This is a genomic window from Myxococcus eversor, assembly GCF_010894455.1.
Classification (GTDB): Bacteria; Myxococcota; Myxococcia; order Myxococcales; family Myxococcaceae; genus Myxococcus; species Myxococcus eversor.
Map to the genome: position 1 here is coordinate 55,586 of NZ_JAAIXY010000032.1, position 16,803 is coordinate 72,388.

At 68.9% G+C, this 16,803-nt stretch carries 11 protein-coding genes and 1 pseudogene; 10 read left to right on the plus strand and 2 right to left on the minus strand.

The features are described 5' to 3' along the window. Positions 1 to 55 precede the first annotated feature (55 nt). Positions 56 to 490: pseudogene (locus G4D83_RS47350) on the minus strand (AraC family ligand binding domain-containing protein); the annotation flags it as partial. Between the two features lie 138 nt (positions 491 to 628). On the opposite strand from G4D83_RS47350, the gene G4D83_RS42400 reads away from it, so the two are divergent. Further along, entirely contained in the window at positions 629 to 1,828 is a 1,200-nt protein-coding gene (locus G4D83_RS42400; RefSeq protein ID WP_163870653.1) for a cyclic nucleotide-binding domain-containing protein, read from the plus strand. An 18-nt stretch (positions 1,829 to 1,846) separates the two neighbouring features. On the opposite strand, the gene G4D83_RS42405 is transcribed toward G4D83_RS42400, so the two are convergent. Then, on the minus strand, positions 1,847 to 2,263 hold the full coding sequence (locus tag G4D83_RS42405; RefSeq protein WP_163870654.1) for a hypothetical protein: 417 nt from the start codon (positions 2,261 to 2,263) through the stop codon (positions 1,847 to 1,849). A 171-nt stretch (positions 2,264 to 2,434) separates the two neighbouring features. Between G4D83_RS42405 and G4D83_RS42410 the strand changes: the two genes are divergently transcribed. The 9 genes from G4D83_RS42410 to G4D83_RS42450 all read left to right on the plus strand — a co-directional run bounded on the left by G4D83_RS42410 (position 2,435) and on the right by G4D83_RS42450 (position 16,802). Then, positions 2,435 to 4,840, plus strand: a complete 2,406-nt coding sequence (locus tag G4D83_RS42410) for a protein kinase domain-containing protein (protein WP_240357125.1) — start codon at positions 2,435 to 2,437, stop codon at positions 4,838 to 4,840. Positions 4,841 to 4,924: 84 nt separating this feature from the next. Next, the gene (glyQ, locus tag G4D83_RS42415; RefSeq protein ID WP_163870655.1) at positions 4,925 to 5,917 is read left to right on the plus strand and encodes a glycine--tRNA ligase subunit alpha; all 993 of its coding nucleotides are present in this window, start codon (positions 4,925 to 4,927) and stop codon (positions 5,915 to 5,917) included. Then, complete coding sequence (glyS, locus tag G4D83_RS42420; RefSeq protein ID WP_163870656.1) at positions 5,907 to 8,012, plus strand: glycine--tRNA ligase subunit beta; 2,106 nt, start codon at positions 5,907 to 5,909, stop codon at positions 8,010 to 8,012. Before glyQ ends, glyS begins: the two co-directional genes overlap by 11 nt. Positions 8,013 to 8,157: 145 nt before the next feature. Further along, positions 8,158 to 9,624, plus strand: a complete 1,467-nt coding sequence (locus tag G4D83_RS42425; protein WP_176435630.1) for a YncE family protein — start codon at positions 8,158 to 8,160, stop codon at positions 9,622 to 9,624. Further along, the gene (locus G4D83_RS42430; protein ID WP_240357126.1) at positions 9,621 to 11,792 is read left to right on the plus strand and encodes a hypothetical protein; all 2,172 of its coding nucleotides are present in this window, start codon (positions 9,621 to 9,623) and stop codon (positions 11,790 to 11,792) included. Before G4D83_RS42425 ends, G4D83_RS42430 begins: the two co-directional genes overlap by 4 nt. 63 nt (positions 11,793 to 11,855) lie before the next feature. Continuing rightward, on the plus strand, positions 11,856 to 12,728 hold the full coding sequence (locus G4D83_RS42435) for an FHA domain-containing protein (RefSeq protein ID WP_163870658.1): 873 nt from the start codon (positions 11,856 to 11,858) through the stop codon (positions 12,726 to 12,728). 103 nt (positions 12,729 to 12,831) lie between these two features. Further along, entirely contained in the window at positions 12,832 to 13,368 is a 537-nt protein-coding gene (locus tag G4D83_RS42440; protein ID WP_163870659.1) for an A24 family peptidase, read from the plus strand. 30 nt (positions 13,369 to 13,398) lie between these two features. Next, positions 13,399 to 14,847 (plus strand): type II and III secretion system protein family protein, encoded by a 1,449-nt coding sequence (locus G4D83_RS42445; RefSeq protein ID WP_163870660.1) that lies wholly within the window; start codon positions 13,399 to 13,401, stop codon positions 14,845 to 14,847. Positions 14,848 to 15,011: 164 nt separating this feature from the next. Continuing rightward, the gene (locus tag G4D83_RS42450; protein WP_163870661.1) at positions 15,012 to 16,802 is read left to right on the plus strand and encodes a TadA family conjugal transfer-associated ATPase; all 1,791 of its coding nucleotides are present in this window, start codon (positions 15,012 to 15,014) and stop codon (positions 16,800 to 16,802) included. Position 16,803 lies beyond the last annotated feature (1 nt).

The window sequence follows — 16,803 nt, forward strand, 5'->3', positions numbered from 1 at the left end:
CGCGGCGCGTCTCGCCGTACTCGGTGAGCAGGGCCTCGAGCGTCTCCGCGACCCGCGATTCACACTCCAGGGAGTCCGGTGTCCGAAGGGCCAGCGCGTCATGGAGCGCGAGGGCCGCGAGCTCCAGGCGTCCCTGTCCGTGGGACAGCGCGGTGCTCAGGTGGGGTGTCCGCGAGAGACCGAGCAGGTGTGCCGCTCGCTCGACAAGGACTGGCGAGAAGGTGACGGACTGCGCGGTGACGGGCGCGTGGATCCGCTCGTCGCGGTGCACCTCGCCCGGCTCCTTGAGTTTGATCCTCCGGCCGGGCCCATGGGTCCAGGTGCGCTTGCGGTACCAGAAGTCGAACGCGCCTCCATACGTCACGGTGAGGCCGTAGCTGGTGGAGTGGCCTGTCCACAGGCGGGTGTCATTCTCCACTCGGACCACCTGCATTTCGGGAACCGAGAGCGGGCGCCAGGCGACGATGGTGGCGGGGCGCGCGTGTGGCATGGTGTTTCGACCTTGATGCTTTCTATCTCACGTTTAGGGTGCTTCACGAGGTAAGGGGCGTCGTGACAGTCGGGGGGGCGCGGTAAAAGCGCTGAACCGGGCCTTTTCTGGCGGCCTACCGGGCCGGAGGGATGTGACATGCCAGGAGCCACAGGCGGTCAGAGCGTGGGGGGCGCACGCATGGGGACGGATGCAGAGGGCGCGTTGCGCGCGGTGCGGTCGCTCGTGGAGCTGGACGAGACGGACGAGGCGGCACAGCTCTACGAGGAACTGGGCGCCTCGCAACGAGAGCGGCTTCGAAAGCAGGCGGCCCAAGGGCCGGTGAAGGAGCGGCGCGGACTGGTGGAGGTGCTGCGCCGCGCGCGGGATTTCCTGGGCGCCGCCCGACTGATGGATGGCAGCGGCGACGACGCGGCGGCCGCGGACCTCTACGGCCAGAGCGGCCAGTACATGGAAGCGGCGGAGGCATGGCTGCGCGCGGGAGACTCCGAGCGCGCGGCGGCGGCCTTCGAGCGCGGCGGAGCCCTGGAGCGAGCGCTGGAGGTCTATCGCGGCCTGGGCGCGCGCGAGTCCATGGCGCAGTGCCTGGTCCGGCTCAAGCGGCTCTTCGACGCGGCGGACCTCTACCGGGAGCTGGGCCAGCCGCACGCGGAGGTCGAGGCGCTGGGCGGAGTGACGCCCGAGGACCCTCGCTACATCGAGGCCGTGCTGCGGATGTGCCGGCTGCTGGACGTGGAGGGATTCACGCACCGGGCGCTCGCCGTGCTGGTGGACGCGCTGGCCAGCTCCGAGGTGGCTCGCGCGGAGCCCGCGATGGTGACCGAGCGCGCGCGCCTCTTGCGGCGCATGGGGATGAACGCGGAGGCGGAGGCGGTGCTCGGGCGGCGCAACGCGGCCATCGCCACGCCGGTGGCCAACGGATATCGCTTCCTCAAGGCCATCCCCATCTTCAGCGAGCTGGGCCTGGAGGACATGAAGGACCTCTACCGGCAGGCGCGGCAGGTGGTGCTCGCGCAGGGCGCCGTGGTGCTGGAGAAGGGCGAGCCCGGCGTCGGACTGCTCGTGCTCCTGGAGGGGACGGTGGACGTGTTCAGCGGGCCGGATGCGGATGCGCGCCAGCTCAACTCGCTGGGGCCGGGCGCGTATCTGGGGGAGATCTCCCTGGTTCAGGACGGGCCGGTGTCCGCCCACGTGCGGGCCCGCACGGCCGTGCGCGCGCTGCGCATCAGCCGTGCCGCCTTCGAGCACTACCTGGACACCCACGAGGCGGCGGCGCTGCGAATCTACCGGCTCTTCACCCAGAACCTCGCGGAGCGGGTGCGGGCCTTGAGCGCGTGACGCCGGAGTATCCCGGCGTCACTTCCAGGCGCAGCCCTTGATCTTCCCGCAGAAGGTCGCGTTCGTGGCCTTCTGGCAGTCCATGGCGATGCCCATGCACATCTTCGATGCATACGAGTAGGAACACCCCGGCTGGCTGTTGCAGAAGACGCTCGAGTACACACCGCAGAAGGTCGCCTTGCCGGTGCACTTGCCCGCGCCTCCGCTCGGCGCCGTGTCGTCCTCGGCCTTCGCCGCGTCGTCCTTCCCGGGCGGCTGCTTCGCCGTTCCGTCCTCCGCGTCGCTCGGTGTCGCGGCGGGTTTCGCCTGGGTTTTCTTGTTTTGTGTCTTGTCGTTGGAGGAGGGGCCCTCCGCACTGGCGGGAGGAGCACAGGCGAGCATCACCGCCGTCACCAGTCCCATGACGAGTCCCAGCCGTTGCGCGTGGCGAAGCATCTGCCGTCCTTTCGGCGCGGAGCGCGGTGGCCCCGCCGTGGTTTGAACAGGTCAGTGTAGAGGACTCCTTCCGGGCGTGGGGGTGGAGGCGTGCTCGGCGGCCTGCCCCACCCAAGGGGGTGGGTCCTTTTCGCGCGACTGTCATCGACGGAGGTGGCTCGCGCGGATAACATGCCGGCGCTCATGGCCAGGCAGGATGGCGCCAGCGAAGATCCCGACCGGGGGCGGCGCATTGGAAAATACGAAATCCTCACCCGCCTCTCGATGGGAGGAATGGCGGAGCTGTTCCTCGCCTTCACCTCGGGGCCGGGCGGATTTCGCAAGTTCGTGGCCGTCAAGCAGATCCTCCCGGACATCAAGAAGGACGAGCAGTTCGTCCAGATGTTCCTGGATGAGGCGCGAATCACGGCGGCGTTCTCGCACGCGAACATCGGGCAGGTGTTCGACCTGGGCGAGGACGGCGGCGAGCTGTACCTGGCCATGGAGTTCCTGCCCGGCCAGAACCTGGAGCAGGTGGTCAAGGCCGCCGCGCGCCAGCAGTACGCGCTGCCGCTCGGCTTCATCGGCCGGGTGATTCGCGATACGTGCCTGGGGCTGCACTACGCGCACCACTTCACGGACCCCTCCGGGCGTCCCGTCTCGGTGGTGCACCGCGACGTGTCTCCGAAGAACGTGATGCTCACCTATGACGGCGTCGTCAAGGTGATCGACTTCGGCATCGCCAAGGCGCGCGGTCGGCTGGGGCGCACCCAGGTAGGCACGGTGAAGGGGACCAGCGGGTACATGTCCCCGGAGCAGGTGCGCGGCCAGGGGATGGACGGCCGCAGCGACTTGTTCTCCGTGGGGGTGATGCTGCACGAGATGCTCACCGGCCAGCGGCTGTTCAACGGTCCGCACGAGGCCGCGGTGATGTTGCAGATTGTCGAGGCGAACGTCGTCTCGCCCCGCGCGGGCAACCCGGACATCCCGGAGGCGATGGACGCGGTGGTGATGCGCGCGCTGTCGCGCGACGTGGCGCAGCGCTTCGCGAGTGGCCGGGAGATGGCGCGCGCCATCGAGGCGGCGCTGGGCTCGGAGCTGTTCGACGAGGACGGCATCACCGAGGTGATGGGCGAGCTGTTCAAGGAGAAGCGCCAGAAGACGCGCACGCTCCTGGAGCTGGCCAGCAGCGCCGAGGACGCCCGGGTCAGTGAGGCGGCCGGCGCGCTCCAACAGGATGAAGTGGCCGAGCCCGGGGCCGCGACGCGGGTCCCCACGCCGCGCGCCAGGGCCGCTCCGTCGACGGCGGTGCAGTCCCGCACGGATGTGAGCAGCGCGCCCAAGCCCGTGCCGCAGCGGCGTCCGGCCGCGCCCTCGGACGCGGAGGTGTCCACGCGCGTGGGAGTTGGCAGCGCGCCCAAGCCCGTGCCGCAGCGGCGTCCGACCACGGCGACGGACGCGGAGCTTCCGACGCGCGTGGGTGCTGGCAGTGGGCCCAAGGCCGTGCCGCAGCGCAGGAGCGCCTCGGAGGGTGCCTCGGCGACGCCGCGCAAGCCCCGGCTTGCCCTGGAGTCGGGCCTCTCGCGCACGCCCAGGCCCCGTCCCTCGGAGCCCGAGGAGGCGGTGGAGGATTCGGAGTCGCTCGACGAGCCGAGTGAGCTGTCGACGCAGCAGTTCCGCTCGCGTCCTCCGCGTCCCGGAGCGGCCCAGGCGGGGGCCCGGAGCGGGGCCCGAGGCGCCGCGCGCAATGGGGCCGAGCGCTCCGACACGCCCCGGCAGACGCCCGTGGCGAAGCCTCCCTCGCGCTGGATGGGGCGCCTGGTGCTCCTCCTGGTGCTGGGGGGCCTGGGTTATGCGGCGACGCTGCCCGCCGTCCGAGCGCAGTTCGCGCCCGCGCTCGACTCCGCGAAGGCCTGGGTGAAGGCGGAGATGGATCCGCAGGCCACGAAGGACCCCTCGGAGGCAGCGGCCTGGCCGCCGCAGCAGAAGCCGGGTCCTCCGCCGGGTTTCCCGGGCACGACGCCTCCGGCGGATCCGCGCCCGGGCGCGCAGGCCGCCGCACCCGAGCCCGCGCCGACCGAGCCCGCTCCCGAGGCGCCGGAGCCCGTCGAGAAGCAACCCCCGGAGCCGTCCGGTACGCCCGTCGTGCGCACCGCGTCCGCCACGTCTCCGCGCAAGGGGAAGGACGCCGCGACGTCACCGACGACCGGGAAGGGTGGGGCGGAGGCCTCCAGCAAGCCGACCCCGAAGCGAGGCGATAGCAAGGCCAAGGACGTGCCCGAGCCGGTCACCACCGTGACGCAGGAAGAGGACGTCGCGGAGGTGATGGACACCAGCACCCCCAAGGGCGCGGCGAAGGCGGGCATGGGGTGGATCACCCTCTACACGGTGCCTCGGGCGGCCGTGTTCGACGGTGCCACCCAGTTGGGCACCTCTCCGCTGCAGAAGTTCCCGCTGCCGGTGGGGACCTACAGCTTGCGGCTGGTCGACCCCACGAACGCGGACGGGGTGAGCCGTCGGTTGTCTGCACCCGTCCGCCCCGGTGAGGTGACGAAGCTGCAGATTCGACTGGAGGACCTCCCCCTGTACAAGGAGTGAGCGCCATCCTTGACGCTCCCGGACCCCCTCACTAGGGTCCGCGGGTTCCTCCTTCGACGCACCGCGAGAAGGACACCCAAAGCTATGTATTTTCAGGATCTGATCTTCACGCTCCAGAAGCACTGGGCCGACCAGGGCTGCATCAACACGCAGCCGTACGACCTCGAGGTCGGCGCCGGCACCATGGCCCCGTACACGTTTCTTCGCGCCCTCGGTCCGGAGCCCTGGAACGTGGCCTACGTGCAGCCCTCGCGTCGCCCCGCGGACGGACGCTTCGGTGAGAATCCGAACCGTCTGTTCCAGCACCACCAGTTCCAGGTCATCCTCAAGCCCGCGCCGAAGAACGTGCAGGAGCTGTATCTGGAGTCACTGCGGAAGATTCGCATCGACCCCCTGGAGCACGACATCCGGTTCGTCGAGGACGACTGGGAGTCTCCCACGCTCGGCGCCTGGGGCCTGGGCTGGGAGGTGTGGTGCGACGGGATGGAGGTGACGCAGTTCACCTACTTCCAGCAGTGCGGCGGCTTCGACTGCAAGCCTGTCTCCGCGGAGCTGACCTACGGGTTGGAGCGCATCTGCATGTACCTGCAGAACGTGGAGAACGTCTTCGACATTGAGTGGGTCAAGGGCGTGAAGTACCGCGAGGTGTTCCACCCGAACGAGGTGGAGATGAGCCGGTACGCGCTCCAGGAGTCGGACGCGGCCATGCTCTTCGCGCTGTTCGACGCGTACGAGAAGGAGTGCAAGCGCCTCATCGAGCGGCAGTTGCCGTTGCCGGCGTATGACTTCGCGCTGAAGTGCTCGCACACGTTCAACCTGTTGGATGCGCGCGGCGCCATCTCCGTCACGGAGCGCGCGGCGTTCATCAAGCGCGTGCGCGACAACGCGCGGCTGTGCGCGGAGGGCTACCTCCAGATGCGCGAGCGCCTGGGCTACCCGCTCCTGAAGACACCGTGGACGGTGGGAGAGCAGCCGGCCATCCTCGAGGGCAAGCCCGCCAGCGAGTACTGGAAGACGGTGCAGCTCAACAAGCCGGTGGAGAAGAAGGAGAAGGCGGAGGTGACTCGTGGCGCGTGATCTGCTGCTGGAAATCGGCGCGGAGGAGATTCCCGCGTCGTTCATCGGCCCCGCGCTGGAGGACATGCGTCGCGTGTTGACGGAGCGCATGGCGGAGGCGCGCCTGAAGCACGGTGAGGTGAGCGTCTACGGCACGCCCCGGCGGCTGGCGGTGCTGGTGCGGGACGTGGCGGACGCGGGCGAGGACGTGGTGAAGGAGGTGCTGGGGCCCAGCGCCAAGGCCGCGTTCGACGCGCAGGGCAAGCCCACCAAGGCGGCCGAGAAGTTCGCCGAGAGCCTCAAGCTGTCGGTGGACGCCCTGGGGCGCTCGCAGACGGCCAAGGGCGAGTACCTGTCGGCGCGCGTGGAGGAGAAGGGGCGCCCGGCGGCGGACACGTTGAAGGACGCGCTGCACGTCGCGGTGCACTCCATCAACTTCCGCAAGTCCATGCGCTGGGGTGACGTGGAGTCGTCCTTCGCGCGCCCGGTGCAGTGGCTGGTGGCGCTGCTGGGCGGGGACGTGATTCCCGTCGTCTTCGGCGACGTGAAGAGCGGCCGTACCACCCACGGTCACCGGTTCCTCTCGCCCGGCGCCATCGAGCTGAAGGCGCCCGCGGACTACGAGGCCTCGCTGGCGAAGGCGAACGTCGTCGCGGACATCGCGAAGCGTCGCGCGCAACTGGTGGAGAAGCTGGCGGTGGCGGCGAAGGCGGCCGGCGGCAAGCTGCTGGAGGACGAGGGACTCGTCGACCAGGTGACGAACCTGGTGGAGCTGCCCAGCCCCGTTGTCGGGACGTTCGAGGAGCGGCACCTGGACCTTCCTCCGGAGGTGCTGGTGCAGGAGATGAAGAGCCACCAGCGCTACTTCTCGCTGGTGGACGGGGCGGGGAAGCTCCTGCCCAAGTTCATCGCCGTGTCCAACACGCCCGTGCGTGACGAGCAGCTGAGCCTGCGCGGCTACCAGCGCGTGCTGCGCGCGCGTCTGGCGGACGGCCGGTTCTTCTACGACGAGGACCGCAAGACGCCGCTGATGGACCGCGTGGAGAAGCTGGGCCGCGTGGTGTGGCAGGGGCAGCTGGGCACGTATCTGGAGAAGGTGGAGCGCTTCCGCACGCTGGGCGTGTGGCTGGCGGTCCAGACGAAGCGGGCGGGGGAGAGCGCGACCATCGAGCGCGCCGCCACGCTGGCCAAGGCGGACCTCGTCACCGGCATGGTGGGCGAGTTCCCGGAGCTCCAGGGCGTCATGGGCCGCGAGTACGCGCGCGCCAGTGGCGAGCCGGAGGCGGTGGCCCAGGCCATCTTCGAGCACTACCTTCCTCGCGGCGCCGAGGACGCGCTGCCCACGCAGGACGCGGGCGCGCTCATCGGCATCGCGGACCGGCTGGACTCGCTGTGTGGCATCTTCGCCATCGGCAAGGCGCCCAGCGGCGCGGCGGACCCGTTCGGGTTGCGCCGGGCGTGCATCGCCATCATCCGGCTGGTGCTGGGGCGGGGCTACCGCTTCAGCCTGGCGGGGGCGGTGGACGAGGCGCTTCGGCTGCTCGCGCCCAAGCTGGCCAACGTCAAGCGCAAGGCCGGTGACGCCGCGCCCCGTGAGCAGGTGCTGGAGTTCTTCCGGGGGCGCCTCAAGTCCCTGTGGGGCGAGCAGCACCGCACGGACGTGGTGGAGGCGGTGCTGGCGGCCGGGTTCGACGACCTCGTCGCCGCGCACAAGCGCCTGGAGGCGCTGAGCCTCCTCGTCGGGCGCGCGGACTTCCAGCCCCTGGCCGTGGCCTTCAAGCGCGTGGTCAACATCGTGGAGAAGCAGGGCCGTGACGTGGCGGGCGGGCAGACGCAGGCCCAGAAGCTGGTGGACGACGCCGAGCGGCAACTCCACTCCGCCTTCACCCAGGCCCGAAACTCCGTGGCGGGGTTCGTCCAGTCGGACGACTTCTCCGGCGCCCTGAAGGAGATCACCGGCTTGAAGCCCGCCGTGGACACCTTCTTCGACAAGGTGATGGTGATGGCCGAGGACAAGGAGCTGCGGGAGAACCGCATCCGGCTCCTCGTGGAGATTGGCGCCCTGTTCAACCAGGTGGCCGACTTCTCGAAGATCCAGGCCGAAGCGGCAGCCTGACGGCCGTCTTGAGGCTGCCTGCCCCCCGGGGGATGAAGCATGTCCCCGGGGGCGCTGGTTCGTCGGTTTGCGGGCTCCCGGGAATGGAGGGGCCCCTTTCCGGTTGCCCGGGGGGAGGCCCCTTCCTACACTCCGCCCCCCTCTGATGCGCGCCTACCTCGTCACCTCCGTGCTGCTGCTCGTGTCGTGTTCCGTCGACTCCGAGCCGAAGCCTCCGCCGTCCACTCGCCTCGTCTATCCGAGCGGTGTCGCCTTCTGGCGCCCCGAGGCCACCACTTCCACGAATGGATTTTTGTACGTGGCGGGGGCGAACTTCGACAAGTGCTACGGCTCCGGCGCGGTGACGGCGCTGGACCTCGACGCCCTGGGCCTGCGGCCCTTCGGCAAGGACTTCACCGACACCGCGGAGGTGGCCGCCTTCCCCGCGCGCATCACCGACCTGCACGTGACGGAGCCGGCCTTCGTCTTCATCGACAGCTTCGCGGGTGAGATGGCGCTGTGGAGTCCGCCCGGCCGCCCGCCCCGGCTGTTCGTCCCGACGCGAGACGAGGCCAGCTTCCTCCAGGTCATCGACGTGTCGGCTGACGGCGCGAACCTGAGTTGCGAGCAGGGCGGTGGCGGACGCGACTGTCGGGTGAATGCCCTGTCGCTGGTGGGAGTCCCGGGGTCGTCGAAGGACGGCGTGCCCGGCGCCCCGTCTCCCATGGGTGTCGCCGTGGAGCGCTCCAACCCGGACTCCCGGGTGTGGGTGACGCACACGGAGCTGGTGGGGCCGCCCGCCGCCCAGTCCCAGACCGAGCTCCAGTCGTACCTGGTCGACCTTCCCGCCTCGGCGCCCGACCGCGCGGAGCTGAGCACGTCCAGCTTCGTCCCGCTGGGTGTCAACGGCCTGCTGGCGGGTGCGGCGCACTCGGTGGCCATCGGCGGCCGGTACCTCTATGCCTCCGGGCGCAACTCCTCCACGAACCAGTTGGGGGCGCTCGCCGCCACCTACGTGTTGAGGCTGGTGGACCGCACGGCGACCGAGCGGGTGCTCGAGTCGGACCTGCGGGCCATCTACTCCATCCGCGAGGCGCGCGGCATCGCGGTGGCCCCGCTGATGATGCGCGACAACCCCACGCAGGTGGACCCCAACCGCGAGCGCGTCTACCTGCTGGCGCGCGGCCCCGACACGCTGCTCGTGCTCGACATCGAGAACGCGCTGTCGGACCTCCCCACGCTGCGGGTGGTGTCCGCGCAGTCGCTGCCGGAGGGTGCCAGCGAGCTGGAGATCATCGTGCGCGGTCCGGGCCGGGGCAGCCTGGTGGCGGTGACGGGCAGCGGCGACGAGGCCGTCTCCATCTACGACGAGGAGGTGGGGCAGCTCGTCGCGCAGGTGCTCGTGGGAGACCAGGACCCGGCGCAGCCCAGCCAGCCCTTCGGGCTGACGGTGGACGTGCGAAACAACGCGGCGCGCCTGTTCGCGACGACCTTTGGCGACGGCCGTGTCGCCGTCATCGACATTCCCAACCTCGACCGGCCGCAGGACGCGCGGCGGGTCGCCCTGCTCGGCGTGCAGCAGCTCCGCGACACGCGTCAGGGCACCAGTGTGTGCCAGGAGTCCTCCCCGTGAAGCGCGCAACCCTCACCGTCCTCGCCGCGTGCGCCGGGCTGACCGTCGGTTGCTCCGACACCCAGGCCACGACGGGCTTCGCCGGACTGTCCGGCACCTATGACCTGACCCTCGTCGGCGACCTGGTCTTCGTCACGTCCTCGGATCGCGACGAGCTCCAGGTGCTGGACCTGGCGGCCAACCCCAAGCAGTTCATCTCCGCGCCCAACCCGCTCCAGACGCTGGCCATCCCAGTGCTCGACCGGCCGGACTCGCTCACGCACGACGTGGGCTTCAAGGCGGACGGCTCGGAGCTTCCGGGGCCGTATGTCTACGCGCGCAGCGCCGGGGCCTCGCAGATCTCCGTGGTGGCCGCCGCCCGTGCGCGGCTGGTGCAGATGCAGCGATTCACCGGGCGCAGTCTGGTGACGGCCTTCGCGGCCCGCTCGCCGGACGTGCGCCCCGAGGGCGAGCCGCCCGCGCCGAGCGTGCTCTACTACGCCATCCAGGACCCCGACGCGCTCCTGGACATGGACACCGGCGGGGCGCGCATCGAGCGCCAGCTGGTGCCCGGTCCGGAGGCGCTCGAGGCCGGAGAGGTCGCTCCGCCCTCGGTGACGTTGTTCTGCCTCCAGGTGGGCGAGTCCGTCCAGGCGATGACGGTGCTGCCCGGCAACCAGCTCGTGGTGGCCACGCGGCAGGCGTCCGGGCAGGCCGGGCGCACGCTGGTGGTGACCGACACGGGGCCGACGGCGAGCGCGGACTGCCTCACGCCCTCCGCCGCGACGCGGGATTTGTCCGCGGGCTTCGACAACACGCCCGTGCGCTTCGTGGTCTCCCATCCCCGCGTCACGCTGCGGCAGGACGACCCGTCGACGCCGACGGTGAACGAGTTCTCCGAGATGCCCGCGGGTCAGTTCGTCTATGGCATCAAGGACGAGGTCGCCTGCGGCGGGGCGCCGGAGTGCACCGGCGTGCTCGCGGTGGACACGACCACGGGCCTGCGCGCCACGGACCTGAGCGGCGCGCCCATGTTCCCCATCCGTCCCCCGGATGGTCTGCCCACGGGCCTGGCGCTCGTGCCGAGCGCGCTCTTGCAGTTCATCGTCATCGGCGAGGGAGGCTCGGTGGTGACGAATGACGTCGGCTCGGTGCCGCTGCTCGGCCTGATGCCCTCGTCCAACGGCACCATCACCGCGTTCTCCGCGGGCGACAGGCGTCACTTCGACCTGGATTCGCGCAAGGCGTTTTTCACCGCGGTGGCCCGCAACGCGTCGGAAGAGGCGATCGAAATCGGCGCCAACGTGAACACGCTCGTCAACGTGTCGCAGAGCCTGAACTACCCCTGTGACCCGGCGAACCCCACCGGGCAGAGAACCGCCGACCAGACGGGCCTCTTCGAGGGCTCGGTGCCAGACGGCATCTTCCGCTTCGTCTACCAGGGTGCGTTCCCAGGAATGATCGACCTGCAGCGGGACCTGTCGACGCCGACGACCTTCGAGGTCCCCCAGTCCGCCGTGGCCAGCCAGCAGGTGAGGGAAGGGGACGTCGTTGTCCTGGCCAGCCTGGACATCATCTGCACGACGGATCTGATCGTGTCGTCGGTGCGGCCCGCGACGGAAGCGGGGAGGGTGCGGTTGGAGACGCTCACCTCCATTCCAGAGAGCTGCTCGCAGCTCCCGCTCTTCACGGTGCGTGCGTCGGGAACTCAATCCTTCCTGCTGGTGGACCAGAACGGCACCCTGTTGTCCCGAGACGTGACCGGGACGAGCGCGACCGTCCCCGGGTATGAGATTCCGACGGCCTACACCTTCCACCCGGCGGACTTCCTGGCGACGACGTCGCTTTCGGGCTGCGACTCCGGAGCGCTGACGGTGCCCCTCTATCCGACGACGCCGCCTCCCCTGCGCCTGCGCGCGGAAGCCGTCCAGAGCCTCGTCCGAGGCGACCGCTACGTGGTGACGGTGGGCTCGGGCGTGGCCACCTACGTCGCCGGAGTGGACACCTCCAACAACTCAGGAGCGGCGCTGCAGTTCTACACGCTGCCGGGGCCCGTGGCGGCCTCCCAGGCGGGCGGCGCGGGGCTGGCCTACATCGCCTACCCCTCCGCTGATGGAATTCTACAGGTGAACCTGGAGCTGCTCTTCCCCAACGCCCTCAACGCCCAGGCCCTGGTGAGGCTCGACTAATTGGGCGTGGCCTGGGGTGTCTGATAGAGTCCGGGTCATCCTGTACCGTCCGAGTCAAGACCGATGATCGATCAGAACTCACGCCCCGCCCGCAAGGTCGGAATCGCCGACCACTTGTGGGACACGTACGAAGAGATGGCCCAGCAGATGGGCTCGGACCGCGATGCGCTGATCAACCAGGCGCTCTTCATGTTCGCGCGTCTGAACGGCTTCATCGAGGCACGCTCCCGAGCGGAGGCGCACGCCGCGCCCGCCGCCGTGGCCGCGCCCGCGCGTCCGGCCCCCGTCTCCGCGGCTCCCGCTCCCCGTGCCTCCGCTCCTCCGGTGCTGGCGCCCGCGCCCGCTCCGAAGGCGGAGCCTCCTCCCCCGCCTCGCCCCGGTGGCCGTTCGTCGGCCGCCGCGGAGGAGCGGGCTTCCGCCAACGGCCTGGACAATGACCCGGTGCGCCGCGAGGTGGCCGAGCGCGTCCTGGAGACGGCCGCGGAGCTGGAGCGCCTCATCAAGGGCAAGAACAACGAGCCGCCCCCTCCCAACGACGACATGGTCGAGGAGGATGAGGAGCCCCTGCCCGATCAGGACGACCCGGGGCTCGAGGACGAGCAGGCCGAGCCCGAGGAGGAGGAGCAGGTCGACGAGCTCCCCGACGAGGACGAGGGCTCCGCGCTGTTCCTCGTCACCGAGTCGGGAGACCAGGAGCGCATCATCAAGGAGCGCTTCGTCATCGGCCGCGGCAAGCACTGCGACTTCGTCATCAACTCCGGGAAGGTGTCCCGCGAGCACGCCGTCATCTCCCAGGAAGGCCACGATTGGATCATCGAGGACCTGGGCTCCTCCAACGGCACCTGGTTCAACAAGCAGCGAATCAAGCGCCGGAAGATCGAAGACGGGGACGAGTACTTCATCTGCAGCGAGAAGATCCGCCTCGTGGTCCGGTGAGCCGACCCCGTCTTCCGGGGCGACTCGCTGTTCGCCAATTGACGGCCTCCAGGCGTCCCTGGTTTGATACCGGACGCCTGGACGCGAATGGGACAGGCGACGGATGACGCCTGGACACATCGCGCTGTGGACGATCCTTGGAGTGGCCCTGGTGATCTCGGTGGTGACGGACGTCATGCGCCGGGAGATCCTCGACGTGGTCACCTACCCGCTGATGGCGGTGGGGCTGGGAGTGCGCCTCGCCACCGAGGGGGTGGGAGGGTTGGGAGACGGGCTGCTCAGCGGCCTGGTGTCGGGCGTGGGCATGGCACTGCTGCTGGTGCCGGCGGCGGCGCGCGGGCAGATGGGGTGGGGTGACGTGAAGTTGATGGGTGGGGTGGGCGCTGTCCTGGGATTTCCGGCGTCGATGGCGGCCGCCGCATTCATCTCCCTGGCGGGCGCGGCCCAGGCGGTGGTTTCGCTCCTGTGGCAAGGGGCGGTCTGGGACACGGTGTCGGCGGCGTTGCGGCGATGGGCGGTGCGACTGCACCTGGCGCGCTCGGACGCGCAGCCTGCCGCGCGGCGTCATATCCCCTACGGGGTGGCCATCGCGCTCGGAACCTTCTGGGCGCTGTGGTGGCAGCACGAAAGCTTGGGTTAGCGCAGAGACTTGGAAGAGGGGACACGCACGATGTTCACACGCTTCACGCATGCCGCCGCGCTTGGCGCACTCGTTGCCATGGTGGCCAGTGGCTCCGCCCTGGCTCAGGATGGCACCAGCGTCAGCCTCGGGGTAGGCGCCCAGAAGGTTCTCAGCATTCCAGGCCTCAGCAAGGTGGCCCTCGGCGATCCGTCCATCGCCGAGGTGAAGACGCTCGGCTCCGGTCAGCTCCTCATCACCGGCCAGGCCGAGGGCAAGACGACCCTGCTCATCTGGAAGTCCACGGGGCAGCGCGTCAGCTACCTCGTGAACGTCCGGAAGCAGGACCCCAACGAGGTCATCTCCGAGATCAAGCGCCTCCTGGGCGAAATCGAAGGCGTCTCCGTGCGCATGGTGGGTGACCGCATCTACCTGGACGGTCAGGCGTACACCACGCAGGACGCGGACCGCATCGACCAGGTGGTGGGCCTGTATCCGAACGTGAAGTCGTTCGTGAAGATCGCCCCCAACGCCAAGAAGCTGGTGGCGCAGAACCTGAACGCGGCGTTCCAGAAGGCGGGCCTGAAGAACGTGCAGGCCAACGTCGTCGGCGCGACCATCTTCCTGGAGGGCTCCGTGGAGAGCCAGCAGGACCTCCAGAAGGCGGAGCTGATTACGAAGGCCATTGGCGAGAAGGTGGAGAACCTGCTCGTCGTCGGCATCAAGCGGATGATCCTCTCCGAGGTCCAGTTCGTCGAAATCCGCCGCAACAGCCGAGACCGCTACGGCATCCGCTACCCGTTGGATATCACGGGCTCGGCGACGGCCGCGGCCACGGTGACGCAGGAGCTGTTCCCCGGAACCTTCGGGCAGGGCGGCTCCAACCTGGGTCTGACGGCGGGCGCGGACTTCTCCATCGGCTTCCAGGGTAACGACGGCTACGGCCGCCTGCTCGCGCAGCCCAAGCTGGTGTGCGCCAGCGGTGAGAAGGCGGAGTTCCTGGCCGGTGGCGAGGTGCCCATCCCCCTCATCACCAACAACCAGTTCTCCATCGAGTACAAGAAGTACGGCGTCATCCTGAACCTGCGCCCCACCGCGGACCGCAACGGCAACATCCAGACGGAGATCGAGGCCGAGGCCTCTGAAATCGACACCTCCGTCGCCGTGTCCATCGGTGGTTCCTCCACGGTGCCCGGCTTCCGCACCCGCAAGGTGAAGACGAACGTCACCGTGCGCCACGGAGAGACCATCGTCCTGTCCGGCGTGTTCAGCCACGACGAGCAGAAGTCCATCTCGAAGATTCCCGGCCTGGGTCACATCCCCATCATCGGTGAGCTCTTCAAGAGCCGCGGGTTCGACTCCACCAAGCGCGAACTGGTCATCTTCGTGACTCCGCGCATCGTCAACCCGGACTCGGACAAGGTCCGCACCATCATCGAGGACGTGAAGAGCCGCTACAAGCAGGCCCGGTCCGAGGTGAACTTCAACATCTTCGACTGACGCTCGGGGCGCCTTGAAGGCGCCTGGAGCCGGGCCCCAGGGCCCTGGACGGGCCGGTTTCCTCCCTTTTTCCGGGGTGGGAGCCGGCCCGTCGCCTTGCGGGCGGGCACGTCGGATGCGGCTGGCGCTTTGAGGTGGAAGGGGTGCTTGCTAGCATCCGTCCCATGTTTTTGATCACCCTCGCGGAAAAGGGCGGCGGGACCGAGCAGCGTGAGTACACCAAGCCGGAAATCACCATCGGTCGGCTGCCCGGCAATGACATCATGCTCGCGAAGGGCAATGTCTCGAAGTACCACTCCCGCATCGTCGCCAAGGATGGCAAGTGCATCATCGTGGACATGAAGTCCACGAACGGCACCTTCGTGAACGGCAAGAAGATCGCCGCGCCACAGGTGCTCAAGCCCACCGACCAGATCTACATCGGTGACTACATCATCAACGTGGAGCCGCTGGAGGATGCGGGTCCGCAGATGACCCGCGCCGGCCAGGCCGAGGAGGCCTACGAGGACGGTGGCGAGGAGGAGCCGTACGAGGAGGAGGAGCAGTACGAAGAGGAGGAGCCGTACGAGGAGGAGCCGCCACCTCCGGCTCCCGCGGCGAAGGCTCCCGTCGCTGGACGCATGCCCGCGTCCATGGCCTCCGCCCTGGCGAAGAACAAGAAGAAGGTGGACCCCCGGATGGAGCGCTACACGCGCCTCCAGAAGGAGATCCACGACCGGCTCATCGAGTACCTCGACCTGCGTCGCATGGACATGGACCGGCTCGGCGATGACGAGCTGTGGCGCCGCACCGAGAAGGCCATCCGCGACATCATCGACCAGATGGAAGCGGACGGAGAGCTTCCGGAGGACGTGGACCGCGAGGAGCTGCTCACCGACGTCATCAACGAGGCGCTGGGCCTGGGGCCCCTCGAGGCGTTCCTCGCGTCGGATGAGATCAGCGAGATCATGGTGAACCACGCCAACCAGATCTACATCGAGCGCAAGGGTCAACTGACGCTGTCGGAGAAGACCTTCTCCTCGAACCAGGCGGTGCTCGGCGTCATCGAGCGAATCGTGGCGCCCATCGGCCGGCGCATCGACGAGTCCAGCCCGCTGGTGGATGCGCGCTTGAAGGACGGCAGCCGCGTCAACGCCATCATCCCTCCGCTGGCGCTGAAGGGTCCTTGCATCACCATCCGCAAGTTCAAGAAGGACTCGCTGAAGATCTCGGACCTGGTGAAGTACAAGACGCTCACCGCGCAGATGGCCGAGTTCCTGGAGATGTGCGTCAAGGCCAAGCGCAACATCGTCATCTCCGGCGGCACGGGCTCCGGCAAGACGACGACGCTCAACATCATCAGCGCGTTCATCCCGGACAATGAGCGCATCGTCACGGTGGAGGACGCCGCGGAGCTGCAGCTCCCCCAGGACCACTGGGTGCAGTTGGAGAGCCGGCCGCCCAACCTCGAAGGCAAGGGCGCCATCACCATCCGGGATTTGGTGAAGAACTGCCTGCGCATGCGGCCGGACCGCATCGTCGTGGGTGAGTGCCGCTCGGGTGAGACGCTGGACATGCTCCAGGCCATGAACACGGGCCACGACGGCTCGCTCACCACGCTGCACGCCAACACGCCGCGTGACGCCATCGCCCGGCTGGAGACGATGGTGCTGATGTCCGGCATGGACCTGCCGGTGAAGGCCATCCGAGAGCAGATCGCCAGCGCGGTTCACATGATCGTGCAGCAGACGCGCTTCTCCGACGGGACCCGGAAGATCTGCTTCGTCACCGAGGTGTCCGGCATGGAGGTCGACATCGTCACGCTCCAGGACATCTTCTATTACAAGCAGGACGGCTTCACGGAGGACCACAAGGTGCGGGGTCGCTTCGTGGCGTCCGGCTTCGTGCCGAAGTTCTACGACGAGCTTCAGCGCAAGGGCATCCCCGTCAACATGAGCATCTTCCGGGAGGACTGAC

Coding starts and splice junctions, on each gene's coding strand:
- G4D83_RS42400 (WP_163870653.1), top strand. CDS start 629: ATGCCAGGAGCCACAGGCGGTCAGAGCGTGGGGGGCGCACGCATGGGG.
- G4D83_RS42405 (WP_163870654.1), bottom strand. CDS start 2,263: ATGCTTCGCCACGCGCAACGGCTGGGACTCGTCATGGGACTGGTGACG.
- G4D83_RS42410 (WP_240357125.1), top strand. CDS start 2,435: ATGCCGGCGCTCATGGCCAGGCAGGATGGCGCCAGCGAAGATCCCGAC.
- glyQ (WP_163870655.1), top strand. CDS start 4,925: ATGTATTTTCAGGATCTGATCTTCACGCTCCAGAAGCACTGGGCCGAC.
- G4D83_RS42425 (WP_176435630.1), top strand. CDS start 8,158: ATGCGCGCCTACCTCGTCACCTCCGTGCTGCTGCTCGTGTCGTGTTCC.
- G4D83_RS42435 (WP_163870658.1), top strand. CDS start 11,856: ATGATCGATCAGAACTCACGCCCCGCCCGCAAGGTCGGAATCGCCGAC.
- G4D83_RS42440 (WP_163870659.1), top strand. CDS start 12,832: ATGACGCCTGGACACATCGCGCTGTGGACGATCCTTGGAGTGGCCCTG.
- G4D83_RS42445 (WP_163870660.1), top strand. CDS start 13,399: ATGTTCACACGCTTCACGCATGCCGCCGCGCTTGGCGCACTCGTTGCC.
- G4D83_RS42450 (WP_163870661.1), top strand. CDS start 15,012: ATGTTTTTGATCACCCTCGCGGAAAAGGGCGGCGGGACCGAGCAGCGT.